This window comes from Rhodobacter sp. SGA-6-6, from assembly GCF_011043545.1.
Lineage (GTDB): Bacteria > Pseudomonadota > Alphaproteobacteria > Rhodobacterales > Rhodobacteraceae > Pseudogemmobacter.
In genome coordinates this window covers 297,514-323,874 of the sequence record NZ_JAAKGP010000002.1, presented here as the reverse complement: position 1 = coordinate 323,874, position 26,361 = coordinate 297,514, and the positions used below count along the sequence as shown (strand labels likewise).

The 26,361-nt window shown below is 69.7% G+C and carries 24 protein-coding genes and 1 other RNA gene; 17 read left to right on the top strand and 8 right to left on the bottom strand.

All coding sequences use genetic code 11. From position 1 onward, the window contains the following. The first annotated feature begins 6 nt into the window (after positions 1 to 6). The 4 genes from G5B31_RS04830 to G5B31_RS04815 all read left to right on the top strand — a co-directional run bounded on the left by G5B31_RS04830 (position 7) and on the right by G5B31_RS04815 (position 4,868). The gene (locus G5B31_RS04830) at positions 7 to 1,749 is read left to right on the top strand and encodes an iron ABC transporter permease (RefSeq protein ID WP_165014268.1); all 1,743 of its coding nucleotides are present in this window, start codon (positions 7 to 9) and stop codon (positions 1,747 to 1,749) included. A 5-nt stretch (positions 1,750 to 1,754) separates the two neighbouring features. Next, positions 1,755 to 2,852, top strand: a complete 1,098-nt coding sequence (locus tag G5B31_RS04825) for an ABC transporter ATP-binding protein (protein ID WP_165014267.1) — start codon at positions 1,755 to 1,757, stop codon at positions 2,850 to 2,852. After that, positions 2,849 to 3,457, top strand: coding sequence for a histidine phosphatase family protein (locus tag G5B31_RS04820; protein ID WP_205911803.1), 609 nt, complete (start codon positions 2,849 to 2,851; stop codon positions 3,455 to 3,457). The genes G5B31_RS04825 and G5B31_RS04820 overlap by 4 nt, the downstream gene beginning before the upstream one ends. A gap of 214 nt (positions 3,458 to 3,671) precedes the next feature. Then, entirely contained in the window at positions 3,672 to 4,868 is a 1,197-nt protein-coding gene (locus G5B31_RS04815) for a PQQ-dependent sugar dehydrogenase (protein ID WP_165014266.1), read from the top strand. A 23-nt stretch (positions 4,869 to 4,891) separates the two neighbouring features. On the opposite strand, the gene ffs is transcribed toward G5B31_RS04815, so the two are convergent. The 3 genes from ffs to G5B31_RS04800 form a co-directional block, all read right to left on the bottom strand. After that, an RNA gene (gene ffs, locus G5B31_RS04810) (signal recognition particle sRNA small type) lies at positions 4,892 to 4,990 on the bottom strand. Between the two features lie 88 nt (positions 4,991 to 5,078). Further along, on the bottom strand, positions 5,079 to 5,705 hold the full coding sequence (locus tag G5B31_RS04805) for an HAD family phosphatase (RefSeq protein WP_165014265.1): 627 nt from the start codon (positions 5,703 to 5,705) through the stop codon (positions 5,079 to 5,081). Positions 5,706 to 6,103: 398 nt separating this feature from the next. Beyond that, positions 6,104 to 8,086, bottom strand: a complete 1,983-nt coding sequence (locus G5B31_RS04800) for a 5'-nucleotidase C-terminal domain-containing protein (protein WP_165014264.1) — start codon at positions 8,084 to 8,086, stop codon at positions 6,104 to 6,106. A gap of 297 nt (positions 8,087 to 8,383) precedes the next feature. Between G5B31_RS04800 and nudC the strand changes: the two genes are divergently transcribed. Together nudC and G5B31_RS04790 are read left to right on the top strand one after the other, a co-directional pair. Beyond that, positions 8,384 to 9,334 (top strand): NAD(+) diphosphatase, encoded by a 951-nt coding sequence (gene nudC, locus G5B31_RS04795; RefSeq protein WP_165014263.1) that lies wholly within the window; start codon positions 8,384 to 8,386, stop codon positions 9,332 to 9,334. A gap of 39 nt (positions 9,335 to 9,373) precedes the next feature. Continuing rightward, a complete protein-coding gene (locus G5B31_RS04790) occupies positions 9,374 to 9,847 on the top strand; it encodes an SRPBCC family protein (protein WP_165014262.1) in 474 nt (157 codons plus the stop codon). A gap of 366 nt (positions 9,848 to 10,213) precedes the next feature. Here G5B31_RS04790 and G5B31_RS04785 read toward each other — a convergent pair whose 3' ends face one another. Next, positions 10,214 to 11,044 (bottom strand): prephenate dehydratase, encoded by an 831-nt coding sequence (locus tag G5B31_RS04785; RefSeq protein ID WP_165014261.1) that lies wholly within the window; start codon positions 11,042 to 11,044, stop codon positions 10,214 to 10,216. 124 nt (positions 11,045 to 11,168) lie between these two features. On the opposite strand from G5B31_RS04785, the gene G5B31_RS04780 reads away from it, so the two are divergent. The 6 genes from G5B31_RS04780 to G5B31_RS04755 all read left to right on the top strand — a co-directional run bounded on the left by G5B31_RS04780 (position 11,169) and on the right by G5B31_RS04755 (position 18,954). Beyond that, positions 11,169 to 11,705, top strand: a complete 537-nt coding sequence (locus G5B31_RS04780; RefSeq protein WP_165014260.1) for a cytochrome c family protein — start codon at positions 11,169 to 11,171, stop codon at positions 11,703 to 11,705. A 237-nt stretch (positions 11,706 to 11,942) separates the two neighbouring features. Next, positions 11,943 to 13,862, top strand: a complete 1,920-nt coding sequence (locus G5B31_RS04775; RefSeq protein WP_240904289.1) for an extracellular solute-binding protein — start codon at positions 11,943 to 11,945, stop codon at positions 13,860 to 13,862. A gap of 18 nt (positions 13,863 to 13,880) precedes the next feature. After that, positions 13,881 to 15,023 carry a microcin C ABC transporter permease YejB gene (locus G5B31_RS04770; protein WP_165014259.1) on the top strand — a complete coding sequence of 381 codons (1,143 nt, stop codon included), beginning with the start codon at positions 13,881 to 13,883 and terminating at the stop codon, positions 15,021 to 15,023. Between the two features lie 3 nt (positions 15,024 to 15,026). Continuing rightward, positions 15,027 to 16,136 (top strand): ABC transporter permease, encoded by a 1,110-nt coding sequence (locus G5B31_RS04765; RefSeq protein WP_165014258.1) that lies wholly within the window; start codon positions 15,027 to 15,029, stop codon positions 16,134 to 16,136. After that, complete coding sequence (locus G5B31_RS04760; protein WP_165014257.1) at positions 16,133 to 17,731, top strand: ABC transporter ATP-binding protein; 1,599 nt, start codon at positions 16,133 to 16,135, stop codon at positions 17,729 to 17,731. Before G5B31_RS04765 ends, G5B31_RS04760 begins: the two co-directional genes overlap by 4 nt. Further along, the gene (locus G5B31_RS04755) at positions 17,728 to 18,954 is read left to right on the top strand and encodes a glycosyltransferase family 4 protein (RefSeq protein WP_165014256.1); all 1,227 of its coding nucleotides are present in this window, start codon (positions 17,728 to 17,730) and stop codon (positions 18,952 to 18,954) included. The genes G5B31_RS04760 and G5B31_RS04755 overlap by 4 nt, the downstream gene beginning before the upstream one ends. 273 nt (positions 18,955 to 19,227) lie before the next feature. Here the strand turns inward: G5B31_RS04755 and G5B31_RS04750 are convergent, their stop codons facing one another. Genes G5B31_RS04750 through G5B31_RS04735 form a run of 4 tightly spaced genes read right to left on the bottom strand, consistent with a single transcriptional unit; the run spans position 19,228 to position 21,925 of the window. Beyond that, complete coding sequence (locus G5B31_RS04750) at positions 19,228 to 19,683, bottom strand: universal stress protein (protein ID WP_165014255.1); 456 nt, start codon at positions 19,681 to 19,683, stop codon at positions 19,228 to 19,230. 54 nt (positions 19,684 to 19,737) lie between these two features. Further along, positions 19,738 to 21,042: an MATE family efflux transporter gene (locus tag G5B31_RS04745; protein WP_165014826.1), complete on the bottom strand. Its 1,305-nt coding sequence runs from the start codon at positions 21,040 to 21,042 to the stop codon at positions 19,738 to 19,740. A 26-nt stretch (positions 21,043 to 21,068) separates the two neighbouring features. Further along, positions 21,069 to 21,503, bottom strand: a complete 435-nt coding sequence (locus tag G5B31_RS04740; protein ID WP_165014254.1) for a PaaI family thioesterase — start codon at positions 21,501 to 21,503, stop codon at positions 21,069 to 21,071. Then, positions 21,500 to 21,925: a PaaI family thioesterase gene (locus G5B31_RS04735; protein WP_165014253.1), complete on the bottom strand. Its 426-nt coding sequence runs from the start codon at positions 21,923 to 21,925 to the stop codon at positions 21,500 to 21,502. Before G5B31_RS04735 ends, G5B31_RS04740 begins: the two co-directional genes overlap by 4 nt. Before the next feature lie 175 nt (positions 21,926 to 22,100). Between G5B31_RS04735 and G5B31_RS04730 the strand changes: the two genes are divergently transcribed. The 5 genes from G5B31_RS04730 to G5B31_RS04710 all read left to right on the top strand — a co-directional run bounded on the left by G5B31_RS04730 (position 22,101) and on the right by G5B31_RS04710 (position 26,301). Beyond that, positions 22,101 to 22,484: a MerR family DNA-binding transcriptional regulator gene (locus G5B31_RS04730; RefSeq protein ID WP_165014252.1), complete on the top strand. Its 384-nt coding sequence runs from the start codon at positions 22,101 to 22,103 to the stop codon at positions 22,482 to 22,484. A gap of 431 nt (positions 22,485 to 22,915) precedes the next feature. Next, entirely contained in the window at positions 22,916 to 23,329 is a 414-nt protein-coding gene (locus G5B31_RS04725; protein ID WP_165014251.1) for a MerR family DNA-binding transcriptional regulator, read from the top strand. Between the two features lie 16 nt (positions 23,330 to 23,345). Further along, positions 23,346 to 25,121 carry an acyl-CoA dehydrogenase C-terminal domain-containing protein gene (locus G5B31_RS04720; RefSeq protein ID WP_165014250.1) on the top strand — a complete coding sequence of 592 codons (1,776 nt, stop codon included), beginning with the start codon at positions 23,346 to 23,348 and terminating at the stop codon, positions 25,119 to 25,121. A 60-nt stretch (positions 25,122 to 25,181) separates the two neighbouring features. Then, a complete protein-coding gene (locus G5B31_RS04715) occupies positions 25,182 to 25,394 on the top strand; it encodes a hypothetical protein (protein WP_165014249.1) in 213 nt (70 codons plus the stop codon). Positions 25,395 to 25,668: 274 nt separating this feature from the next. Next, positions 25,669 to 26,301 carry a glutathione S-transferase family protein gene (locus tag G5B31_RS04710; RefSeq protein WP_165014248.1) on the top strand — a complete coding sequence of 211 codons (633 nt, stop codon included), beginning with the start codon at positions 25,669 to 25,671 and terminating at the stop codon, positions 26,299 to 26,301. Positions 26,302 to 26,361: the final 60 nt, after the last annotated feature.

The following is a 26,361-nucleotide window of genomic DNA, read 5'->3' as shown; positions in this document are numbered from 1 at the left end:
TTTCCCATGTCCCTGCAAGCCACCGCCCCGCCGCCCCGGCGCCGGCTGCTGACCTCGCGCCGGCTGGTGCCGCTGTTGATGATCCTGATCGTCGGCGTGCTGGTGCTGGCACCGCTGCTGCGCATCGGTCTCGCCACGCTGACACCGGCGGGGCTGGAGGCCTGGGGGGCCGTGCTGGCAAGCCCGATGTCGCCGAATCTGTGGTGGCGGCCGCTGATGAACACGCTGGTCCTCGGCCTCGGGGTCTCGGCCGGCTGCCTGCTGCTCGGCGGCTTCACCGCCTGGCTGGTGGTGATGACCGACGTGCCGGGCCGCCGCCTGCTGGGCGTGATGCACACGCTGCCCTTCATGATCCCCAGCTTCGCCGCCGCGCTGGCCTGGGGCACGCTGTTCCGCAACAGCCGCATGGGCGGGTCGTCGGGCTTCTTCGAGGCCAACGGCTTCATAATCCCCGACTGGCTGGCCTGGGGCCTCGTGCCGGTGCTGATCGTGCTGATCGCGCATTACTATTCGCTGGCCTACACCATCATCGCCGCCGCGCTGTCCTCGGTCGGCGCCGATCTGGTGGAAGCCGCGCAGATGACCGGCGCGCGGCGGCCGCGCATCTTCTTCGGCATCGTGCTGCCGGTGGTGACGCCCGCGCTGGTCTCGGCCGCCTCGCTGACGCTGGCGGGGGCGGTGGCGAATTTCGCCGCGCCCGCGCTGCTGGGGCTGCCGGTCAGGATGCAGACCCTTTCCACCCGCCTCTTCGGCATGATCGAGATCGGTCAGGCCGAGCGCGGCTTCGTGCTGGCGCTGCTGCTGATCGCGGTCTCGGGCGTGTTCCTGTTCCTGTCGGACCGGCTGGTCTCTGGCCGGCGCGCCTTCGTCACCGTCACCGGCAAGGGTGGCCGCACCCGGCGCTTCCCCCTCGGCCGCTGGCGCTGGCCGCTGTTCGCCGCGGGGTTCGGGCTGGCGATGCTGACCACGGTGGTGCCGGTGGTGGTGCTGGTGGCCTCCAGCCTGGCGCCGCAGACCGGGGCTTTGTTCTCGAACTGGACGCTGCATTTCTGGCTGGGCGAGGGCGGCGGGCAGATCGCGCAAGGGACCGCTGGCATCTTCCGCAACCCGGTGCTGATCGGGGCCTTGGTCAACACGCTGAAGCTGGGCGTGGTGGTGGCGCTGATCTCGATGGTGCTGGGGCTGGCGCTGGCCCATACCATCACCCGGAACAAGGGCACGGTGCTGGCCAATGTCCTGTCGCAACTGGCCTTTCTGCCGCTCCTCATCCCCTCGATCGCTTTCGCCGCCGCCTATATCGCGCTCTTCGGCGCGCCGCTCGGCCCGCTGCCCTCGCTCTACGGCACCTTCACCCTGCTGGTGATCGCCGCCGCCGCCCACAACCTGCCCTATGCGGTGCAGGCCGGGCGCTCGGTCCTCGGGCAGATCTCCACCGACCTGGAGGAAAGCGCCCGCCTGACCGGGGCCGGGCCGCTGCGGCGGATGTGGGCCATCGTCTTCCCGCTGGCGATCCGCGGCCTGCTGGCCGGCGCGATCCTGGTCTTCGTCAAGATGGTCCGCGACCTGTCGCTGGTCGTCCTTCTGTTCAGCGCCACCTCGCCGGTGCTGTCGATGGTGGCCTACCGCTACGCCGCCGAGGGCTTCATGCAATTCGCCAATGCCATCACCGTGCTGATCCTTGCGATCTGCCTTGCCGCCTCGCTGGTCGCGCAGGCGCTGCAGGCACGGGTGCAGAAATGGAAGGACTGACCGCCATGCCCGCCGTCCGGACCGAGCCGCAGGATGCCATCCGCATCACCGGCCTTGCCAAGCGCTTCGGCGACTTCACCGCCATCCCCGACCTTTCGCTCGCCGTGCCGCCCGGGTCCTTCCTGGTGCTGGTCGGCCCCTCCGGCTGCGGCAAGTCCACGCTCCTGCGGATGCTGGCCGGGCTGGACGAGCCTTCGGCGGGCGAGATCGCCTTCATGGGGCAGGTGGTCTCCTCCGGTGCCGGCGGGGTGGTCGCCGACCCGCGGAAGCGCAACGCCGGGCTGGTGTTCCAGTCCTATGCGCTGTGGCCGCACATGACGGTCGCCGGCAACATCGGCTGGCCGCTGAAGGTGGCCGGCTGGGACAAGGCCGCCCGCGAGGCGCGGATCGGCGAGGTGCTGGCGCTTCTGGGCATCTCCGCCCTGCGCGACCGCTATCCGGCGGAAATCTCGGGCGGCCAGCAGCAGCGCGTCGCCATTGCCCGCACGCTGGCGCCGAAGCCCGCGATCCTGCTGTTCGACGAGCCGCTGTCGAACCTCGACGCCAAGCTGCGGATCGAGATGCGCAGCGAATTGATGCGCATCCACCGCGCCACCGGCGCCACCTCGGTCTATGTCACCCATGACCAGGTGGAGGCGATGACCATGGCCACCCATGTCGCGGTGATGAACCAGGGCCGCGTGGAGCAGTTCGGCCCGCCGGCCGCGCTGCTGAAGCGGCCGGCCACCACCTTCGTCGCCACCTTCCTGGGCACGCCGCCCGGCAACCTGCTGCCCGCGCGGCGGCAGGGGGACATGCTGGTCCATGCCGGCATCCCGCTGGCCCCCGCCGCGCTGGCGCAGGGCCGCGACGAGGTGCTGCTGTTCTACCGCGCCGAGCAGATTTCCACCGCCAAGGCCGCCGGCCGCCCGGCGATCCGGGCCGAGTTCTCCGAGGCCGCGCCGATGGCCGGGCGGGTGATGGTGACGGCGCTGCTCGGCCCGATCCGCCTTTCCGCCATCACCGAAGACATGCCCGACGCCCACCCGGGCGACGGGATCGACCTCACCCTCTGCGGCACGCCGGATGCCGTCTTTGCCCTGTCCGGCGAAAGGATCGAATGATGCGCCTAATCCTGATGCGCCACGGCGAAACCACCTGGAACGCGGAATCGCGGCTGCAGGGGCAGGACAATTCCCACCTGTCCGAGCGCGGCATCCAGCAGGCCCGCGGCTTCCGCGCCTTCGTGCGGGCGCTGAGGCCGGCGCGGGTGGTGTCCTCGGACCTCGGGCGCACCCGGCAGACCGCCGAGCTGATCGGCCATGGCACCTGTCCCTCGGACCCGCGGCTGCGCGAATGGGACATGGGCAGCTGGACCGGCCGCACCAAGCCCGAGCTGATCGCCGCCCATGCCGATCTCTACCACGCCTGGCGCGCCGGCACTTACACCCCCGAGGGCTGCGAGCCCTGGGAGGTGTTCCGCGACCGCGTTGCCGCCGGCCTGCGCCACTGGCTGGCGGCCGGCGAGGGGGACCTGCTGGCGGTGGTCCACGGCGGGGTGATCCGGGCGGCGCTGGACGCCTTTTTGCAGATCCCGCCGTCGCGGGTGATCCCGGTCACCCCGGGCACCGGCACCCTCCTCAGCTTCCCGCCGGGCGACTTCGCCGCCGCGCAGCTGGAGGGTTACAACATCGGCGCCGTGGTCCCCGACCTCACCGTCGCCGACTGACCGGGCCGCCCGCCGCCGCCCGCCGCGGTGCCGGGCGGGCTCCCGCCATCCCGACGGATTTTTCTCCGCAGGTTTCCGCTCATGCGCCGGGGCCGCCCCGCGGCTCACATGATTGTTGCTGCTCCGCTGCGGGGCCGGGCCTGCATACTTGCCTCCCATCTCCCCTGCGGCATGATGCGACCGCAACGCGCCGCCCCGGAATTTCGAGGCCCCGATGACCCTTGCCCCTCTCTCGCGAACCTTTGTCTCCCTGCTGGCCCTCGCCCCCGCCGCGGCCCTGGCGCAGGATTTTAACGCCGAGCCGCCGAACGCGCCGGACTACCGCCCCGCCTTCGAGGGCCAGACCCGCGCCCCGGTGATCGCCGATGCCGAGCCGGAGCGCAGCGTGGTCGCCTCCGGGCTGGACAACCCCTGGGGCATGGAGGAACTGCCGGACGGCAGCTGGCTGGTGACGGAAAGGCCCGGCCGGATGCGGATCGTCGGCCCGGACGGCAGTATCTCGGAGCCGGTGTCCGGCCTGCCGGAGGTCTTCGCCGAAGGCCAGGGCGGGCTGCTCGACGTGGCGATCCGCGACGATTTCGCCGAGACCCGCCGGGTGTGGTGGAGCTATGCCGAACCCCGCGAGGGCGGGCTGAACGGCACCGCCGTCGCCACCGGCACGCTGTCGCCCGACGGGCGCGAGATGACCGGGGTGAAGGTGATCTTCCGGCAGGAGCCGGGCTGGGCCTCCAAGCTGCATTTCGGCTCGCGGCTGGTCTTCGCGCCGGACGGGGCGCTGTTCGTCACCACCGGCGAACGCTCGGTGATCGAGGCGCGGCCGCTGGCGCAGGACGTGTCCACCCATCTGGGCAAGGTGCTGCGGATCGACCCCGAGGGCGGCCCGGCCGAGGGCAACCCGGAGATTCCCGGCGGGCAGCCCGAGATCTGGTCTTACGGCCACCGCAACCTGCAATCCGCCGCCATCGGCCCGGACGGCGCGCTCTGGACCGTGGAGCACGGGCCGCGCGGCGGGGACGAGTTGAACCGGCCGGAGGCGGGCAAGAACTACGGCTGGCCGGCGATCGTCTACGGTCTGGAATACGACGGCACCCCGGTCGGCGAGGGGCTGACCCAGGCCGAGGGGATGGAGCAGCCCATCTATTACTGGGACCCGGTGATCGCCCCCAGCGGGCTGGCCTTCTACGAGGGCGGGCTGTTCCCGGGCTGGGAGGGCAGCGCGCTGATCGGCGGGCTGGCCGGGCAGGCGCTGGTGCGGCTGGAGATCGCGGACGGCCGCGTCACCGGCGAGGCGCGCTACCTGCAGGGCTTCGCCCGCATCCGCGACGTGGCGGTAGCCCGCGACGGATCGGTGATGGTGCTGACCGACGGCGAGGGCGGCCAGCTGATCCGGCTGACCCCGGGCGGGGGCTGACCTTGCGCCGATGGAATGGGGAGGGGTGAGAGGCTGGACAACGACCCAAGCGGGGCTCGTTACGGCTGCTTCCTTCCGGACCTGACCGGGTTGGCGAGGCGCTCGCCCGCGCCAACCTCTCGCCGCCGGATATAGGGGGCGGGCGTCGGATTCGCAAGCGCAAGGACGGGCGGCGGAGCGGGGGCCGATTTTCGGCGAAAATCGGGGCCGTCAGATCAGCCCGGCCATGCGGGCGCCGGTCAGCAGGTCGGGCGCCAGATGATGCGCCCACCGGCCCTGCGACGGGGCGATGTCCGGCACCTGCACCACCACGCAGCCGGCGCGGAAGGCGGCCTCGGCGCCGGTCTCGCTGTCCTCGAACACCAGGCAGCGGGCGGGCTCCACCCCCAGGAGGCGCGCGGCCAGCAGATAGGGGGCCGGGGCGGGCTTCGGCGCCTCCACGTCGTTCAGGGTGACGACATGGGCGAAGGACTGCGCGATCCCGGCGATCCGCAGCTTGCGGTGCGCCCAGTGATGGCCGGTGGAGGTGACGAGGACCCGCGGCAGTTCCGGCCCGGCCAGCAGCTCCATCGCGCCGGGCTTCAGCGGCAGGCCCTCTTCCACCCGGGCGTCGAAGCTGGCGCGCCAGTCGCGGTTCACCGCGTCGAGGTTTGCCTGCGGCAGGGCGGCGCGGAGGATGGCGGCGGTGGTGGGTTCGTCCTTGCCAATCAGCCCATGCATGAAGGGCTCGTCCACCGGATGGCCATGGGCGGCGAAGGCGGCGATGCCGGTGGCGATGGCGATGGATTCGGTGTCCACCAGTGTGCCGTCGAGGTCGAAGAAAAGCGCGTCATACATGCGAGGGGGTATCCGGCCGGGGGAAATGGGGTCGGGTCCTTCCTTGCCATGGAGGGGCGGCGGGGGGAAGGGGGGCGGGACATCCGATCCCGCCTTGCCCTTGGCGAAGGCGCGTGCGTTCGGCCGATGATGTAGGGCGGGGTTCACCCCGCCGCCCCTTTTTGCTTCCTTGGCGAAGGCGTGTGCCTTCGCCACAGCGCAACGCTTCCCCTTGTCCGGCCGGGCCTCAATGGCCCGGCCAGCGCCCGCCCGCCCCTCGGCGGGCGCTTCTCGCCCGCCCGGGCGGGCGCTGGCCTCTCGGGGTCTCGTGCTGCCACCGTCTCCGGGTGAACCGTCCCGCACGGGCGGGGGCGAGGCAGCGCCTCGCCTGATCCCGCCCGATCAGGGCGCCGTCCCGCCTACAGATACAGCCGCAGCCGCTGGAAGCCCTCCGCCGTCAGCCCCGCCCCCTCGGGGCGCAGGTGCGCGGCCTCGGAGCGGTGCTCCATCGCCTCCGGCCCGGAGTCGTAAACCACGCTGGTGCCGGGCAGCGGGCGCAGCGACCAGCCCTCGGCCGGCGCCAGCGTGTCGGGGCCGATCCGGCCCTGCCGCAGGATGTGGTCGCGCAGGATGGCGGTGCACAGCTCGTGCCGGTCCAGCACCACCTCGAACGGCCCGCCGCCGAGCGCGCCGCTGGCGCGGAAGCTGTTGGTGACCAGCACGAAGCGGTCGTCGGGCCGCACTGGCACGCCGCCCCGCCGCAGCTCCAGCACCCGCCGCGCCTGCGGCCGGACCAGTGCGCCGCGCGGGTCGTAGCGGGCAGGAAGGCTGGGATCGATCCGGTAGCTGATGCCGATCACGGTGGTGAAGGCATGGGCGGGGAAGGCCGGGTCGATCAGCCGCTGCTCCGCCCGCCCCGGCACCACCTGCGCATAAAGCGCGGCGGCGCGTTCCAGCTCCTCGGCCAGCTCCGCGCCGGTGACCAGCACGCCCACCACGGTGTTGGGAAAGGGATAGAGGTCGAAGACATGGCGCACCGACAGCGGCCCCGGCGCGATGCGGGTGTAGTTCAGCGGCCCGCCGCGGCCGCCGGCGCGGTAGGGGGTGGCGGTGGCCAGCACCGGCAGCCCCTCCCATGCCGTCCCGGCCAGCGCCCGGCGGGCATGGTCGATCTTCGCCAGTCCCAGCAGCCGCAGCGCCGCCACATCCGCCACCTGGGCGAAGGCGGTGGAGAGCGCCACTTCGGTCCGTCCCAGTTCCCGCCGGGTCCAGGCCAGCGCGGCGCGGTGGTCGGGACCGACGGCCCGGCGCAGCTCCTCGGCATGGCGGCGGATCGCCGCCGCCGGCAGGCCCGCCGCCACTTCGGACACGCTTTCCGCCCGCACCTCGGCCCCGGCGACGGTCCAGCTGCCGGCCCCGCGGCGCAGCCGCAGGTCCATGATGCCGAGGTGCGAGCCGGAATGCCCCGGCTGCACCACCGGCTTGCCCGCCACCCGGCCGGCGGCGGCGTCGACGCGGGCATCCGGGTGCAGCCCGCGGTGGGGAAAAACCAGATGGCTGTGGCCGAGCACCAGCGCGTCGATCCCCGGCAGTTCGGCCAGTTCGATGCCGATGCCCTCGCGGCCGCCGGGTCCGGCCAGCCCGGTATGGGCGAGGCAGATCACCAGGTCGGCCCCGGCCCGCCGCAGCTCGGGCAGCCGGGCGCGGGCGGCCTCGACCATCGGCCGGGCGTCGAGGCGGCCGGAGAGATGGGCCTGGTCCCACCGCAGGATCTCGGGCGGGGTCAGGCCGAGGATGCCGATGCGCAGCCGATGCGGCCGGCCGCTGCCGTCGGCCAGCACCCGGTCGAGGATCGCATAGGGCGGGGCCAGGGTGTCGTCCTCCAGCGGCCCGCCTTCGCCGCGGCGGCGCAGGACATTGGCCGAGACCACCGGGAAGCGCGCCTCCGCCAGCGCCCGGTCCAGCACCGGCAGCCCGTAGTTGAATTCGTGGTTGCCCAGCGTCGCCGCGTCATAGGCCAGCGCGTTCATCGCGCCGATCACCGGATGGACACGGCGGCGGCCGCCCTGCGCGGCCAGGTCGGCCAGCGCCGAGCCCTGCAGGAAATCGCCGTTGTCCAGCAAGAGCGCCCCCGGCGCCCCGGCCCGGGCCGCGGCGATCAGGCCGGCCATCTGCGCCAGCCCCTGCCCGTGCAGCGGGCGGTTGGCGGCATAGTCGTAGGACAGGATGTTGGCGTGCAGGTCGGTGGTGGCCAGCACCCGCAGCAGAACCTCGTCCTGCCGGTCGGCTGCCGGTTCCGGCAGGGGGGCCGTTTCCGCAGGCTGCGTCAGGGGTTCGGGCTCGCGCTCCGCCAGGCCCGCGGCCAGTTTCAGGAGGGTGGCGCCATGGCGCGCAGGTCTCACCTGCACCCCCGGAAAAGTTCTTTCGGACCCAAGGCTTGACGCAGCACGTGACGCTGACCCGGTGAGAGGAAATCACGCTTCGGATCGTGTCATGAAGAAGGCGGGCGGGACAAGCAAAGTTTGAATGTCAGTGAAATATTTCAACGCATAATTGTTCGATGATGTGGGGCGGAGGCCCTGTTCCTGCGCCGGCACCGGGCCATTTGCGCCTCTTCGCGCGGCATGGCATGACTTGCGCGCCAAAGGGGCTGTGGCCGGGGTGCTACAGCCTGCCGGGCGGGGCAGGGGAAGCGGGCGATGCAGCAGGCGGAACAGGTGACATTCGGCGGCTCGGGGCTGGACCGCAGGCAGCAGCTGCGCGGCGATCCGCAGTCGCTGGCCGCGGCCTGGGCGCGGGCGCTGGTGCTGCCCTACTGGCGCGGCCGCCCGCTGGTCTCGGGCGAGGAGGTGGCCGCCCCGGCCTGGCTGCCCTCCTCCCACCCGCTGGTCGCCGATGCGGCCGAGCCGGTTCTGCTGGGCGAGGACGAGGGGCACTTCCGCTTCGCCGTCGATGTCTCGGCCAGCCTGCCGGAGGCGCTGCCTATTGGAGGCCCCTTCGACTCCGGCCGCCAGCCGCATCCCGCCCTGCCGCCCAACCAGGGCTTCGCCGACCTGCGCGGCATCATGGCCGGGCTTTCGCCGCGGCAGGCGGAACTGGCGATCATGGGCAAGGCGCTGATCGAATGGCACCGGAGCCATGGCTTCTGCGCCGCCTGCGGGACGCGCAGCGCCATGGCGACGGGCGGCTGGCAAAGGACCTGCCCCGCCTGCGCCGCGCCGCATTTCCCGCGCACCGATCCGGTGATCATCGTCCTGGTCACCCGCGGCAACCGGGTGCTGCTGGGCCGCAGCCCCGGCTGGCCCGAGGGGATGTATTCGCTGCTGGCCGGCTTCATGGAGCCGGGCGAGACCATCGAGGCCGCCTGTCGCCGCGAGGTGCTGGAGGAGACGGGCATTCCTCTCGGCGCGGTCTCCTACCTTTCCTGCCAGCCTTGGCCCTTCCCGGCCAGCCTGATGATCGGCTGCCGGGCCGAGGCGCTGGACGACCGCATCACGCTGGACCCGGTGGAGCTGGAGGATGCGCTGTGGCTGTCGCGCGAGGACCTGGCGCTTGCCTTCGCCGGCGGCTTGCCCCAGATCAGCCCCGCGCGGCGCGGCAGCATCGCGCAATTTATCCTGAACGCATGGCTTGCCGATCGTCTCGATTGAGACGACATTGACGGAAACGGGCGAGGGGCCGGAGAAGAGATGAAGCTGACCACCCGACAGGACATCGAGGCGCCGCTGGATTTCGTCTATGCGCAGCTGACCGATTTCGACCATTTCGAGCGGATGGCGATGCGCCGCGGGGCCGAGGTGGAGCGGACCGACCGCCTGCGCAGCCCGGGCGTCGGCATGGCCTGGCGCATCCGCTTCGCCTTCCGCGGCCGCCCGCGCACGGTGCAGGTGCGCTTCGCCGATGCCGAGCCGGGGGCGCATCTCGCCTGGGCCTTCGACAGCCCCTCGCTGGCGGGCACCGCGCAGGTCGAGCTGGTCTCGCTGTCGCCGCGCCGGACGCGGATGACGGTGGTGTCGGAGGTGAAGCCGAAGACGCTGGCGGCGCGGCTGCTGGTGCAGTCGGCGCGGCTGGCCAAGGGCCGGGTGCAGCGCAAGCTGGATGTGGCCAGCGGCCAGCTGGCCAACATGATCGAGGAACAGGCGCGGGGGGCGGCGCGGGCGTAGCGGCGGCGCTGCGATCCTGTCATTTCCGCGCAGGCGGGGTCTATCGGCCCGGGCGCACTCCGTCACCCGCTCCCCCCTCCGTTGTTTCCTTGGCGAAGGCGTGTGCCTTCGCCATCATGCAACGCTTCCCCTTGTCCCGGCCGGGCCCTCAAGGCCCGGCCAGCGCCCGCCCCGCCCTCGGCGGGCGCTTCTCGCCCGCCGGGTCAGGCGCTGGCCTCTCGGGGTTCAGGGCTGCCAGTGTTTCTGGGTGATATGTCCCGCACGGGCGGGGGCGAGGCAGTGCCTCGCCTTCTCCCGCCCGGGGGAGGCGGGGTGAACCCCGCCCCACGGCCGCACGGCTCTTAAGGCGGGGATCGCCCCGCCCTCTCACCCGCGCCGGCGGTCGGCCGGATAGACCCCGAGCAGCGTCACATGGGTGGTGAAGAAGCCCAGTTCCTCCAGCGCGCGGGCGACGGGCGGGTCCTCGGGGTGGCCCTCGATGTCGGCGTAGAACTCGGTCGCTGTGAAGCTGCCGCCGACCATGTAGCTTTCCAGCTTGGTCATGTTCACCCCGTTGGTGGCGAAGCCGCCGAGCGCCTTGTAGAGCGCGGCCGGGATGTTGCGCACCCGGAAGGTGAAGGTGGTGATCATGTGCTCGGCGCGGCGGCTGGGATCGGCCTCGCGCGACATCACCAGGAAGCGGGTGGTGTTGTTCTTCTGGTCCTCGATCTGCGGCACCAGCACCTCCAGCCCGTAGATCCGCGCCGCCAGCTCGCTGGCCAGCGCGGCGCGGGACGGGTCGCCCGCCCCGGCCACCTCACGGGCGGCGCGGGCGTTGTCGCTGCTGACCACGCCCTTGATGCCGTGGGTTTTCAGGAAGCCCGCGCATTGCGGCAGGATCACCACATGGCCATGCGCCTCGCGCACCTGCTCCAGCCGGGCGCCCTTCACTCCCAGGAGGTTGACATGGACCCGCACGAAGGCCTCGTCCACGATGTGCAGTCCGGCCTTGGGCAGCAGCGAATGCACGTCGGCCACCCGGCCGTAGGTGGAATTCTCCACCGCCAGCATACCGAGGTCGACGTCGCCCGCGCGGGTCATCTCCACCACGTCCTCGAAGGTCTGGCAGGGCACCGGCTCGAAATCCGGGCGGGCCTGGGCGCAGGCCTGGTGGGAATAGGCCCCCAGCTCCCCCTGGAATGCGATGCGTCCTGCCATGTCCGGGCTCCTTCGGCGACACTTCCCCCGAAAAGGGGCAATCGGTCGCGCTCCTACACCTTGCGTCCCCCCGGGGGAAGCGGTTAGAAACCGGCCCAACCGACGACCAAGGGATGCGCGCGACATGTTCGACACGATGACGATGACCAAGGCGGTGGCGGGCGTCTGTGGCGCGCTGCTGGTGTTTCTGCTGGGCAACTGGGTGGCCACCGAGCTTTATGCGATGGGCGGAGGCGGCCATGGCGGCGGCCACGGCGAAGAGGGCGAGCTGACCCAGGCCTATTCGATCGACACCGGCGCCGCCGGCGAATCCGCGGGCGGCGAAGAGGCCACGGTGGATGTGGCGGCGCTTCTGGCCGCGGGCGATGCCGCCGCGGGCGAGAAGGTCTTCGGCAAGTGCAAGGCCTGCCACAAGATGGACGGCACCAACGGCACCGGCCCGCATCTGGACGGCGTGGTCAACCGCGCCAAGGCCTCGGTCGAGGGCTTCAGCTATTCCGAGGCGCTGAAGGCCATGGCGGCCGACGCCTGGACCCCGGAAAACCTGTTCGCCTTCCTCGAAAGCCCCAAGGGCTATGCCCCGGGCACCAAGATGGCCTTCGCCGGCCTGCCCAAGCCCGAGGACCGCGCCAACCTGATCGCCTATCTGGCCGCCCACTGACGGCGCCGGACCACCGGATCTCCGGGGCCGCTCCGCAAGGGGCGGCCCTTTTCCTTTGGCCGGGATCGTATGGCGAGGGCGATGGCCTTCGCCGGAAAGCCCGGGCCGGGGAACAACCGACTGTTGCTGCCCGACCCCCGATCACAGTCTCGCGCGGGGGGATTTCCGGGCCTTTGCGCTTGGCAAAGCCGGGCTTAGCATGGTCAATGGCGGGAACCGGGACGGAAGGACGGAAGAATGGCAGAACGGGCAGTCACGCGGGCGGCGGAGAGGACGGCAGGGCAGGGGCTTCGCGCCACGGCCCTTGCGGTGGGGGCGATGATCTGCGGGCTTGCGCTGGCCACCGCCGCGCGGGCCGAGGAGAAGGTGATCACCTCGCACGGCATCTCGACCTTCGGCGACCTCAAGCTGCCGGCCGACTTCACCCACCTTCCCTATGTCAACCCCGACGCGCCGAAAGGCGGCGAGATCAGCCAGTGGGCGCCCGGCAGCTTCGATTCGTTCAACCCCTATGCGATCGCGGGCAATGCCGGGGCGCTGTCGTCGATCCTTTACGAATCCATCCTGTCCGGCACGGCGGATGATGTCAGCGCCGCCTACTGCCTGCTGTGCGAGACGATGGAATATCCCGAAGACCGATCCTGGGTGATCTTCAACCTGCGCAAGGACGTGACCTTTTCCGACGGCAGTCCCTTTACCGCCGAAGACGTGCTGTTCAGCTACGAGCTGTTCCGGGACAAGGGCATTCCCGAATTCCGCAGCGTGTCGAACGGGAAATACCAGTCGGTCGAGGTGCTGGACCCCTACCGGATCAAGTTCACCTTCACCCCCGGCACGCCGTTCCGCGACATGCCGGTGAACGCGGGCGGCACGGTCATTTTCTCGAAGGCGCATTACGAGGCCAACAACCGCGATCTTGAAAAATCGAGTTTCGAGCCCTTCCTCGGCACCGGCCCCTATGTGCTGGAAAGCTACAGGCCGGGCCAGCAGATCATCTACAAGCGGGACGAGGACTACTGGGGCGAGACCCATCCGCTGAACGTCGGGCAGAACAATTTCGACCGCATCCGGATCGAATACTTTGCCGATGACAATGCGGCGATGGAGGCGTTCAAGGCGGGCGTCTACACCTTCCGCAACGAAAGCTCGGCCAAGCAATGGGCGACGGGCTACGGCTTCCCGGCGGTCGCGGCACGCGACGTGATCAAGGCCGAGCTGCCCTCGGGCGATATCGCCGGCGGCCAGGCCTTCATCTTCAACCTGCGGCGCGAGCAGTTCCAGGACCCGCGGGTCCGCGAGGCGATCGGGCTGATGTTCAACTTCGAATGGTCGAACGAGACGCTGTTCTACGGCATCTTCTCGCGCATCAATTCGATCTGGGAAAACTCGGACCTCGCCGCGACGGGCGTGGCCGGGCCGGACGAAGTGGCGATCCTGCAGCCCCTGGTCGACGAGGGGCTGCTGCCCGCCGGCATCCTGACCGACGAAGTTCCGATGGCCCCGGTGTCGTCCAAGGACAACGCGCTGGACCGCAGGAACCTGCGCAAGGCCTCGGCCCTGCTGGACGAGGCGGGCTGGACGGTGGGCGATGACGGGATGCGCCGCAATGCCAAGGGCGAAACCCTGCGCATGGCGATGGTCCATTCCCGCACCGACCTTTTGCCGGTCTGCAACGCCTTTGTCCAAAACCTGCGCGCTTTGGGCGTGGACGCCAGCTTCGACATCATCGACGATCCGCAGTTGCAGCAACGCGCCAGCCCGCCGAATTTCGATTTCGACGCGCTGCCGACGACCGTGGTGAACGGCGGGCTGGAACCGGGCGGCGTGCTGAAACAGGCCTGGTCCTCGGTGGCAAAGGACAATTCCAGCCGCAACCGCATGGGCTATGCCGATCCGGCGGTGGACCGGCTGCTGGAGGTGGCAGAGGCCGCGACCTCGCGCGAGGAGCTGCGCGCCGCGATCCGGGCGCTGGACCGCGTGCTCCGGTCGCAGCACGTCGTGGTGCCGCGCTATTTCAAGAAGATTCATACCGTGGCCTATTTCGACATCTACGAGCACCCCGAGACGCTGCCGCCCTATGCTCTGGGCGAATTGGCCTTCTGGTGGTACAACCCCGAAAAAGCCGACGCGCTGAAGGCAAAGGGCGCGTTGAAATAAGCAGGAACGGGCAGGACTTTGGGCGCCTATATCTTACGCCGTCTGGCATTGGTCATCCCCACCTTGTTCGGGGTGATGGTGATCAACTTCGTGCTGACGCAGTTCGTTCCGGGCGGCCCGATCGAACAGATCCAGGCCCGGTTCGAGGGCGAGGGCGACGCCATCCAGAGCCTGGGCGGAACCGCGGGCGGCGGCGTGCAGGAAGAGGGCGGCTATGTCGGCAGCCGCGGCCTGCCACCCGAATTCCTGGCGCGGCTCGAGTTGCAGTTCGGCTTTGCCCGCATCGTCTGCGACGAGGGCTTTGCCGGAGTGCCGTCGATCACCGCGCCGGAATGCCGCAAGGAGCCGATCCCCGCGACCGAACGGTTCCTGATCATGATGGGCAACTATCTGACGCTGGATTTCGGGCAAAGCTACTTCCGCTCGATCTCGGTCGTCGATCTCGTTCTGGAAAAGATGCCGGTCTCGATCACGCTGGGGCTGTGGTCGACGCTGATCGGCTATCTGATCTCGATCCCGCTGGGCATCCGCAAGGCGATGAAGGACGGCTCCAGCTTCGATACCTGGACCAGCGGCATCATCATCGCCGCCTATGCGATCCCGTCCTTCCTGTTCGCCATCGTGCTGATGGTGGTCTTCGCCGGCGGCAGCTATTTCCAGTGGTTCCCGCTGCGCGGCCTGACCTCGGAGAATTTCGACCAGCTGTCGCCCCTGGGCAAGGTGGCCGATTACCTGTGGCATATCGTGCTGCCGGTCACGGCGCAGCTGATTTCGGCCTTTGCCACCCTGACGCTGCTGACCAAGAACAGCTTTCTGGACGAGATCAAGAAGCAGTATGTGATGACGGCCCGCGCCAAGGGCCTGTCGGAAAACCGGGTGCTTTACGGCCATGTGTTCCGCAATGCCATGATGCTGGTGATCGCGGGCTTTCCTTCGGTCTTTCTGGGCGTCTTCTTCGGGTCGGCCCTGCTGATCGAGACGATCTTCTCGCTGGACGGGTTGGGGCAGCTTTCGTTCAAGGCCGCCGTCGAACGCGACTATCCGGTGATGTTCGGCACCCTCTTCGCCTTCGGGCTGATCAGCCTTGTCGTCGGGCTCCTGTCGGACCTGATGTATGTCTTCGTCGATCCCCGCATCGACTTCGCCAGGCGCGAGGGCTGAGGGATGGCGCTGTCGCCGCTGAACCAGCGCCGCTGGCGCAACTTCAAGGCCAACCGCCGGGCGCTGTGGTCGCTGATCCTGCTGGGCTTCCTCTACGGCCTGTCGCTGTTCGCGGAACTGCTGGCGAACGATCACCCTCTGCTGGTGCGCTACCGGGGCGAGTGGCACACGCCCTTCCTGAACTTCTACTCCGAACAGACCTTCGGCGGCGACCTGCGGACAGAGGCCGAATACGCCCTGCCCGAGGTGCAATGCCTGATCATGTCGGCCGGCGCGCTGGAGTGCTGGGACGACCCCGAGGGCATCCTGGCCGAGGTCGAGGAAAAGGGCACCGTCCTCGGCCAGCCGGTGGACAAGGGCTTCATCCTCTGGGCGCCGATCCCCTACAGCTACCAGACCATCGTCAACACCCGCGGCGTGGCGCCGGGGCCGATCACCGCGCAGAACTGGCTCGGCACCGACGACGCCAGCCGCGACGTGCTGGCCCGGGTGATCTACGGTTTCCGGCTGTCGATCACCTTCGCACTGGTGGTCACCGCCATCTCCTCGGTCCTCGGCATCGCCGCCGGGGCGATCCAGGGCTATTTCGGCGGTGTCGTCGATCTGGTGTTCCAGCGGCTGATCGAGATCTGGTCCTCGATCCCCTCGCTTTACGTCATCATCATCCTGTCGGCGGTGTTCTCCCGATCCGTGACCCTGATGGTGCTGCTGATGGTGCTGTTCGGCTGGACCGCGCTTGTCGGCGTGGTGCGGGCCGAGTTCCTGCGGGCGCGCAACTTCGAATATGTCCGCGCGGCCAAGGCGCTTGGCGTCGGCGACATGGCGATCATGTTCCGCCATGTGCTGCCGAACGCCATGGTCGCCACGCTGACCTTCATGCCCTTCCTGATCGTCGGCACTATCAGCGCTTTGGCGGGGCTGGACTACCTTGGCTTCGGCCTGCCGGCCTCGGCGCCCTCGCTGGGCCAGCTGGCGCGGCAGGCGCAGCAGAACCTGCAGATGCCGTCGCTGGCCTTCGTGGCCTTCTTCACCTATGCCATCATGCTGACGCTGATCGTCTTCATCTTCGAGGGCGTCCGCGATGCTTTCGACCCGCGGAAGACCTTCAGATGAGCCTGCTTTCCGTATCGGACCTGAACGTCCGTTTCTCGCAGGACGGCCGGCTGATCGAGGCGGTGAAGGGTGTCTCCTTCACCGTGGACCGCGGCGAGACCGTGGCGCTGGTCGGCGAAAGCGGCTCGGGCAAGTCGGTGACGGCGCTGTCCACCGTGGGCCTCTTGTCGGACAACGCCAGCACCTCCGGCTCCGTCCTCTGGCAGGGCAAGGAGATGCTGAACGCGCCGGAGCCGACCCTGCGCGCCATCCGCGGCAACGACATCAGCTTCATCTTCCAGGAGCCGATGACCAGCCTCAACCCGCTGCACACGATCGAGCGGCAGCTGGGCGAAAGCCTTGCCCTGCACCAAGGGCTGAAGGGCGATGCCGCCCGGGCGCGGATCGTCGACCTGCTGACCAAGGTCGGCATCCGCGACCCGGAAAGCCGGCTGACCGCCTATCCGCACCAGCTGTCGGGCGGGCAGCGGCAGCGGGTGATGATCGCCATGGCGCTGGCCAACGGGCCGGAACTGCTGATCGCCGACGAGCCGACCACCGCGCTGGACGTGACGATCCAGGCGCAGATCCTGGACCTGCTGGCCGGCCTCAAGCGCAGCGAGGGGCTGGCGCTGCTGTTCATCACCCACGACCTGAACATCGTCCGCCGCATCGCCGACCGGGTCTGCGTCATGCAGGGCGGCCAGATCGTGGAACAGGGGCCGACGAAGGAGATCTTCGCCGACCCGCAGCACCCCTATACCCGGAAGCTGCTGGCGGCCGAGCCCTCCGGCACGCCCGATCCCGTCGCCGCCGACGCGCCCAAGGTGGTCGGCGCGGAGGCCCTGCGGGTCTGGTTCCCGATCCACAAGGGCCTGTTGCAGCGCACCGTCGGCCATGTGAAGGCGGTGAACGAGGCCACGCTTTCGGTCCGCGCCGGCGAGACGCTCGGCGTGGTGGGCGAAAGCGGCTCGGGCAAGACCACGCTGGCGCTCGGCCTGATGCGGCTGATCTCGTCGCAGGGGGAAATCCGCTTCCTCGGCAACCGGATCGACAAGGTGCGGGGCGGCGCCTTGCGGGGCTTGCGCCGCGACATGCAGATCGTGTTCCAGGACCCCTACGGCAGCCTGTCGCCCCGGATGACGGTGGGCGAGATCGTGGCCGAGGGGCTGGGCGTTCACGGCAGCCCGGACGGGCAGGACCGCGGCCGCATGGTGGCCGACATCCTGCGCGAGGTGGGCCTGGACCCCGCCATGGCACAGCGTTACCCGCACGAATTCTCCGGCGGCCAGCGCCAGCGCATCGCCATCGCCCGCGCCATGGTGCTGCGGCCGAAGCTGGTGGTGCTGGACGAACCCACCAGCGCGCTGGACATGACGGTGCAGGTGCAGATCGTCCAGCTTCTGCGCGAATTGCAGCGGAAATGGGGGCTGGCCTATATCTTCATCAGCCACGACCTGCGGGTGATCCGCGCCATGGCCCACAAGGTCATGGTGATGCGGGCGGGCGACGTGGTGGAGGCGGGGACGGCGGAGCAGGTCTTCACCGCGCCGCAGGCGGACTATACCCGCGCGCTGATGGCCGCGGCTTTCGCCGGCCACGGGGCGGACGGATGAAGATCCTGTTCGTCCACCAGAATTTCCCCGGCCAGTTCCTGCACCTCGCCCCCGCCCTTGCCGCCCGCGGCCACGATTGCCGGGCGCTGACCGATGCCGGCAACACCCGCGCCTCGCCGATCCCGGTCTGGCGCTACCGGCACGCGGCCGAGAAGGTCGATCCCGCCGCCACCCGGCTGGGGCGCAACTACACCACCATGTCGGACCGCGGCGTCACCGTCGCCCGCGCCTGCCTGCAACTGCGCGAGCGCGAGGGCTATGTGCCCGACGTGATCTTCGGCCATTCCGGCTGGGGCGAGACGCTGTTCCTGAAAGAGGTCTGGCCCGAGGCGAAGCTCTTGATCTATGCCGAGTTCTACTACCGCGGCCGCGGCGCCGACGTGGGCTTCGACCGCGAGTTCGGCCCTGCCTCCTTCGACCAGGTGATGATCGCGCAGGGGCGGACCGCGCATCTGGGGCAGGCGCTGGCCCATGCCGACAAGGGCGTCTCGCCCACCTTCTGGCAGGCCTCGACCTATCCGCCGGCTCTGCGGTCGATGATCGAGGTGGTCTTCGACGGGGTGAACACCGATGCGCTGGCCCCCGATCCTACCGCCAGCCTGACCCTGCCGGACGGGAAGGTGCTGCGCGCGGGGGACGAGGTGCTGACCTTCGTCAACCGCAACCTGGAGCCCTATCGCGGCTACCACATCTTCATGCGGGCGCTGCCGCAGGTGCTGGCGGCGCGGCCCGACGCGCAGGTGGTGATCATCGGCGGCGACGAGGTGTCCTATGGCGCGGCGCCGAAGGAGGGCAGCTGGAAGGAGGTCTTCCTGAACGAGGTGAAGGACCGGCTGGACCTGTCCCGGGTGCATTTCCTCGGCAAGGTGCCCTATCCGCAATTCGTCTCGGCCCTTCAGGTCAGCCGCGTCCACGCCTACCTGACCTACCCCTTCGTCCTCAGCTGGTCGATGATGGAGGCGATGGCGGCGGGCTGCCTTGTCGTCGGCGCCAGGGTGCCGCCGGTGGAGGAGGTGCTGCGCGACGGCCACAACGGAAGGTTGGTCGATTTCTTCGACGTGGAAGGCTGGAGCCGGGTGCTGACCGAATGCCTTGCCGACCCCGCTGCGCAGGACCGCCTGCGCGCCCAGGCCCGCCGGACGGTGCAGGAGCGCTACGACCTGACCCGGGTCTGCCTGCCGAAGATGGTGGCGCTTGTGGAAGGGCTGGGGCCGAAGGGGTAGGTCGGGCGGCCGCGGTTTCCTTGGCGAAGGCTATCGCCTTCGCCACAGTGCACCGTTTCAACCCGCCCGGCCGGGCCCCCAAGGCCCGGCCAGCGCCCGCCCCGCCCTCGGCGGGCGCTTCTCGCCCGCCGGGTCGGGCGCTGGCCTCTCGGGGTTCAGGGCCACCACCGTCTCTGGTTGACATGCCGCGCACGGGCGGGGGCGAGGCAGTGCCTCGCCTTTTCCCGCCCGGCCAAACGACGGCTCAAGCCTGGAGGAGTGCCCGCCGTCCCCTCAGGTGATCTTCTCCAGCCGCTCCTTGGAGATGTCGCCCGGCACGATGGTGATGGGGATCGGCAGGTTGCCCGAGTTCCGGCTCATCGCCGTGACCAGCGGCCCCGGTCCGTGCTTTTCCGTCCCCGCGCCGAGGACCAGCACCCCGATGGCCGGGTCGTCGTTGATCTGGCCCAGGATCTCGGTCACCGGATCGCCCTCGCGGATCACCAGTTCGGGGTTCACCCCCTGCTTGTCGCGCATCCATTTGGCGAAGACCTCGAAATGCGCCTCGATCCGCTCGCGCGTTTCGGCGCGCATCAGGTCGGCCACGCCCATCCAGTGCTGGTATTCCTCGGGCGGGATGATCGAGAGGATGACCACCCCCCCGGCGGTATGGGCGGCCCGCAGCGCGGCGTAGCGCATGGCGTTCAGGCATTCGCGGCTGTCGTCCAGCACGACGAGGAATTTCCGCATATGTCTCTCCCTTTGCCCGCGGATCATCCCCGCCGCGGGCCGGAAACGCAAGCCTCAGCCGGCAGGGGCGGCCTTCGCCTCGGCCTCGGGGTAGTGGAAGGCCAGCAGGATCGAGCGGGAAAGGTTCAGCACCATCAGCGCTGCCCAGAGGCCATGGTTGCCCGCGGGCAGCAGCAGGAGCAGCGCCAGCAGGTAAAGCGCGGCGCAGCGCAGCGTCGCCCGGCGCATGGTGCGGGTCAGCGTGGCGCCGATGAAGACCCCGTCCCAGGTCCAGGCCGCCGAGCCGACCAGCGGCGCGGCGATGAGCCACCACAGATGCTCCCGCGCCTCGGCCCGCACCTCGGGTGCGCGGGCCATAAGGTCGATGATCGCCGGCCCCGCCGCCCAGAACACCAGCGCCAGCAGCGCCGCGCCGGCAAAGCCCCAGAGCAGCGCCAGCCGCGTCGCCTGCCGCACCGCGCGCGGCACGCGGGCACCGACGGCCTGGCCGACCAGCGTCTCGGCGGCGAAGGCGAAGCCGTCCAGCGCATAGGCTGTGATCTCCAGGAACTGCAGCAGCACCTGGTTGGCGGCCAGCGTCACGTCGCCCTGCCGCGCGCCGAGGAAGATGAAGCTGGTGAAGCAGAGTTGCAGCACCACCGAGCGGATCATGATGTCGCGGTTCACGTCCAGCATCAGCCGCAGCGCCTGCGTATCTGTCAGTCTGGCACGGGCGGCGGCGAAGACCGGGCCGCGGAAGGCGCCGCGGCAGAGCCAGAGGCCGAGGGCCAGCCCGGTCCACTCCGCGGCCAGCGAGGCGAAGGCGACCCCCGGCACGCCCCAGCCGAGGCCGAGCACGAACCACAGGTCCAGCCCCATGTTCAGCCCGTTGATCCAGAGCTGCACCATCACCATCCCGCGCGGCCGTTCGGTCGCCAGCAGCCAGCCGGTGACGGCGTAAAGCCCGATGGTGGCGGGGGCGCCCCAGATGCGGATCGACAGATAGGTGGTGGCCAGCGACTCGACCTCGGCGCTGCCCGGGGCGATGCGGAAGGCGGCCCAGATCAGCGGCGCCTGCAGGACGATCAGCACCAGCCCGGCCGCGGCCGCCACCAGCAGCGCCCGCAAGAGGATGGCCGCGGATTCCGCCCCGTCGCCCCGCCCGTGCGCCTGCGCGGCCAGGCCGGAGGTGCCCATGCGCAGGAAGCCGAACAGCCAGTAGACCGTCGCCAGCACCACCGCACCCAGCCCGACCGCGCCGATGGGCGCCGCCAGCCCCATCTGCCCGACCACGCCGGTATCCACCGCTCCGATCAGCGGCACGGTGGCGTTCGACAGCACGATCGGCCCGGCGATGCGCCAGATCCGCCGGTTGGTCATCGGCCCGGGATCGAGGACGGGTCGGCTCACCGCGCGCCTTCGGGCATCAGGAAATGCCCGGTGCCCTGCGCGAAGAGGCGGACGCGGTCCTCCTGCCAAGCCTCCACATGGACCGAGGCATAGCGCCGGCCCTGCCGCACCACCCGCGCCTCGGCGAAGCTGTCGCGCGACAGGCCGGGGCGCAGGTAGTCCACCGTCAGGTCGATGGTTTTCGGCAAGGGCGGCAGCGGGTCCTCGGCGGTCAGGCCCGACCAGACCAGCCCGAGGATCGCCGTGGCCTCCAGGAAAGCCGCGGTGACGCCGCCGTGCAGCGCCGGGATCACCGGATTGCCGATCAGCATCGGCGAGAACGGCAGCACCGCGGTCAGCCGGTCGCCCGCGGTCTCGAACCGCAGGCCGAGGAAGCGCAGGTAGGGGATGCCTGCCGCCAGCCCGTTCAGCCTTTCGGTTCGCGCGGTCATTTCGCCCGCTCCACCGTGAAGGCGCCGGTGGCCATGGCGACGGGGCGGCTTTCGTCCTCGTCCGTCGCGGTGACGCGGACGAAGGCGACGGACCGGGTGACATGGTGGCATTCGGCCCGGGCGCGGATCGCCTGTCCCGGGGTGGCGGGGCGCATGTAGTCGATCCGCAGGTCCAGCGTGGCGGTGGTGGCGGTGTTGGCCGGGTGGCACATCACCGAGGCGCCCGAGGCGGTGTCCATCAGCGTCGACACCGCGCCGCCGGCGATCACCCCGGTCGCCGGGTCGCCGACCAGCCGCGCGTCGTAGGGCATCAGGATCGTCGCCCGGCCCTCGCCGATCTCCTCCACCACCAGCCCGAGCGCGCGGGCATGGGGCAGGGCGGCGATGAACTGCTGTGCCTGGCTGGTCTGCGCTTCGGCCAAGGTCTTCCCCCTGCTGCGTTTCCGCCACCGTTATTGGCCCATCCCCGCCGGCGCGCAAGTGTCGCGGCCGCCTTTCCCTGCGTCCGCTCAAGACGGTTGAGATTGCGGGGCGTCCCGCATAGCCTTCGGATCAGGCGGGGCCGGGGACTGGCGGGGAAGACTGGCAGGGGCTGGAATGACGACCGAGCGGCTGAGTTTCAAGGAGATGTGCGCGAAGTTCGAGGTGACGCCGCGGACGCTGCGCTACTACGAATACATCGAGCTGCTGGCCCCCGAGAAGGAGGGCCGCGCCCGCTTCTACGGCCCGCGCGAGGTGGCGCGGATGAAGCTGATCCTGCGCGGGCGGCGGTTCGGCTTTTCGCTGGAGGAGATCCGCCAGTGGCTGCTGGTCTACGGCAAGAAGGGCGAGAAGCAGCAGCTGGGCCAATGGCTGACGCTGGCCGACCGCCAGCTGGTGGAACTGGAACGCCAGCGGGCGGAGCTGGACGTGACCATCGCCGATCTCAAGGCGCTGCGGGCGACCGCGGTGGAGGAGATGACGAAGCTGGGCGAGGGGTAGGGAGCAACTCGCCGATCCGGCGCCCTTGGCGAAGGCCATCGCCTTCGCCATCGTGCAACGCTTCCCCTTGTCCGGCCGGGCCTCAAAGGCCCGGCCAGCGCCCGCCCCGCCCTTGGGCCAAGCGCTTCTCGCCCGCCGGGTCGGGCGCTGGCCTCCCGGGGTTGTGTGCTGCCATCGTCTCCGGTTGAACCGCTGCGCACGGGCGGGGCGAGGCAGTGCCTCGCCTGTTCCCGCCCGCGGAAAGGGATGGCGGGGGGAACCCCGCCTACGATCCCCGCCCCTCCCCCCAACCGCAAACCCCACGATCTGACCCCGCGTCGCCTTTACCCGTGACGTGACGTTATGCTTACCTTAACGTCAAGCGCGCTGGTATCCGCTGGACCGCACCCCCATCTGCCCCGGCAGTTGCAGTGCGTGCAGATGAGACACCCATGACCGAACCCGACCAGATGACGATCCGCGAAATGTGCGACGCCTTCGACGTCACGCCGCGGACGCTGCGCTTCTACGAAGCCAAGGAATTGCTGAACCCGATCCGCCTCGGCACCCGCCGCCTTTACACCCGCCGCGACCGCGCCCGGCTGAAGCTGATCCTGCGCGGCAAGCGCTTCGGCTTCAGCCTGGAGGACATCCGCCAGACCCTGGACCTCTACGACCGCGAGGGCGGCAACTCGACCCAGCTGCTGCGAACCTGGCAACTGGCGCAGGACCGCCTCGCCGCGATGGAGGCGCAAAGAGCCGAGCTGGACGAGGCCATCGCCGAGTTGAAGGCCGAGCTGGAAGCCAGCGCGCCCGCGATCGAAAGCCTGAAGAAAGCCGCCGCAGAGGCGCCCGAAGACCACTGAGAGGGAGAGACCGACCATGCCCAGCTACACCGCCCCCGTCGCCGACATGCAGTTCCTGCTGCAGGAGGTGCTGAAGGTCACGACAAGCGATGTGCCGGGCTACGGCGACCTCGACGCCTCCTTCACCTCCGCCGTGCTGGAGGAGGCGGGCAAACTCGCCTCCGAAGTGCTGGCGCCGCTGAATGCGGTGGGCGACCGCGAGGGGTGCGTGCTGGAGAACGGCGTGGTCCGCACCCCCACCGGCTTCAAGCAGGCCTTCGAGGCGGTGAAGCAGGGCGGCTGGACCGCGCTGGACGCCGCGCCCGAGCTGGGCGGGCAGGGCCTGCCCTACCTGATGCACACCGCGGTGAACGAGACCTTCGTCTCGGCCAACATGGCCTTCAACATGTATCAGGGCCTGACCCACGGCGCCTATTCGGCGATCCTGGTGCACGGCACCGACGAGCAGAAGGCGAAATACCTGCCGAAGATGGTCTCCTGCGACTGGACCGGCACCATGAACCTCACCGAGCCGCATTGCGGCACCGACCTCGGCATGATGCGGACCAAGGCCGAGCCGCAGGCGGACGGGTCCTACCGGATCACCGGCCAGAAGATCTTCATCTCGGCGGGCGATCATGACATGGCCGAGAACATCATCCATCTGGTGCTGGCGAAGGCCCCGGGCGGCGGCGAGGGGACCAAGGGGATTTCCCTTTTCATCGTGCCGAAATTCCTGGTGAACGAGGACGGGTCGCCGGGCGCCCGCAACGCCGTCTCGGTCGGCAAGATCGAGGAGAAGATGGGCATCCACGGCAATGCCACCTGCGTGATGAACTACGACGGCGCCACCGGCTGGCTGCTGGGCGAGCTGCACAAGGGGATGCGGGCCATGTTCACCATGATGAACGAGGCCCGGCTCGGCGTCGGCCTGCAGGGCTATGCGGTGGCCGAGGCCGCCTACCAGAACGCGGCGGCCTACGCGAAGGAGCGGCTGCAGGGCCGCGACGTGACCGGGGCGAAGAACCCCGATGGCCCCGCCGACCCGCTGATCGTCCACCCCGACATCCGCCGCAACCTGATGGAGCAGAAGAGCTTCGTCGAGGGCGCGCGGGCGCTGACCTTCTGGGGCGCCGCGCTGATCGACGCGGCGCATCGCAAGGGCGATGCCGATGCCGACGGGCTGGTCGGCCTCTTGACTCCGGTGATCAAGGGCTTCCAGACCGACATGGGCTTCGCCATGGCGGTGCAGGCCCAGCAGGTCTTCGGCGGCCACGGCTATATCGAGGAACAGGGCATGTCCCAGTTCGCCCGCGACGCCCGCATCGCCATGATCTACGAAGGCGCCAACGGCGTGCAGGCGCTGGACCTGGTGGGGCGCAAGCTGGCGGCGGACGGCGGAAAGCACGTCATGGCCTTCTTCGAGATGGTGAAGGCCGAGTGCAAGGCGCATGACGGCGACGAGCGGATGAAGCCCTTAGTCGAGCCGCTGAAGGCGGCGTCCAAGCAGATGCAGGCGGCGGGGATGTTCTTCATGCAGAACGGCATGAAGAACCCCAATGCGGCGCTGGCCGGAAGCTACGATTTCATGCACCTGATGGGGCATGTCTGCCTGGGCCTGATGTGGACCCGGATGGCCAAGGCGGCCTTGACGGCGCTGGACGAGGGCCGCGGCGACCGCGGATTCCTGGAAACCAAGCTTGCCACCGGGCGCTTCTACATGGCCCGGCAGCTGCCGCTTTGCGCCTCCCACCTGGCGCGGATCGAAAGCGGCGCCGATCCGGTGATGGCGCTGGCGGCCGAGGCGTTCTAGGCTGCGGGGGACCCGATCCTTCTCCGAAGGATCGGCGCCCCGTCCTGCCCGAGGTGCCCGATGCCCAGACGTTTCCGCCTGACCCGCCGCTTTCCGGTCGCCATGACGGAAGACGGCTACCGCCGCCTGAAACGCTTCGCCGCCGAGGCGGGGCTGGACGAGGGCGAGGCGCTGTCCTTCCTGTTCGAGAATTTCGACTCGGTGACGGACAAGGACAACCTGACCCACCGGATGCGGCTGTTCAATTCGGAGCTTGAGGCGCGCAAGCGGTAGGGAGTGCGCGGGGTGGGAAGTGCGGATGCCTCCGGCGGGAGTATTTGGGCCAAGGTGAAATGGCATGTCCACCCCGCCCCGACTGTCCGGATTGGCTACCGGGGCTTCGGGGCGGGGCTTCACCTCGGGCGGTCATCGGCTCTCCAGCCTGCACCGCAAGCCGGAGAATGACGTGGGAATCATTAACAAGTCCTTATTCATCTTGGCAAAAATACTCCACGGGGGTGCGGGGGTGTGAAACCCCCGCCTCCGACGGCAGAGAGGGGAACCACGGATGACAGCCCAACTCCACTGTTTCGGCGAATCCGGCAATGCCTATAAATGCGCGCTGGCGCTGGAGATGACCGGCACGCCCTGGCAGCCGGTCCATGTCGATTTCTTCCGCGGCGCGGCGCGCTCCCCGGACTTCCTGGCCCTGAACCCGATGGGCGAGGTGCCGGTGCTGGTCGACGGTGGCGAGGTGCTTACGCAATCCGGCCTCATCCTCCAGCACATCGCCGAAAGGACCGGCAGGCTCGGCGGCGCGACCGAGGCGGAGCGGCGCGAAATCTGGCGCTGGATCCTCTGGGACAACCACAAGCTCTCGACCCAGGCCGGCACCTGCCGGTTCCTGATGAACTTCCTCGCCCCCGAGAAGCGGCCCGAGGGTGTGGCGCCATTCCTGCAAGGGCGGCTCAAGGCGGCCTATCGGGTGCTGGATGCCCACCTGCAGGGCCGCCACTGGATCGTCGGGGACGGCCCGACCATTGCCGACCTCTCCTGCTGTTCCTACCTCTATTACCCCGAGCCCTTCGGCTTCGCCCGCCCCGACTGGCCGGAGATCGACCGCTGGCTGGACCGCATCGCCGCGCTGCCCGGCTGGAGGCATCCCTACGACCTGATGCGCCGCGCCTTTCCGGGCGCGTGACGCAGCGAAACCGTTGCGCGACCGGGGCGGCAGGGACCAGAAACGGATAAGGGCTCCCGG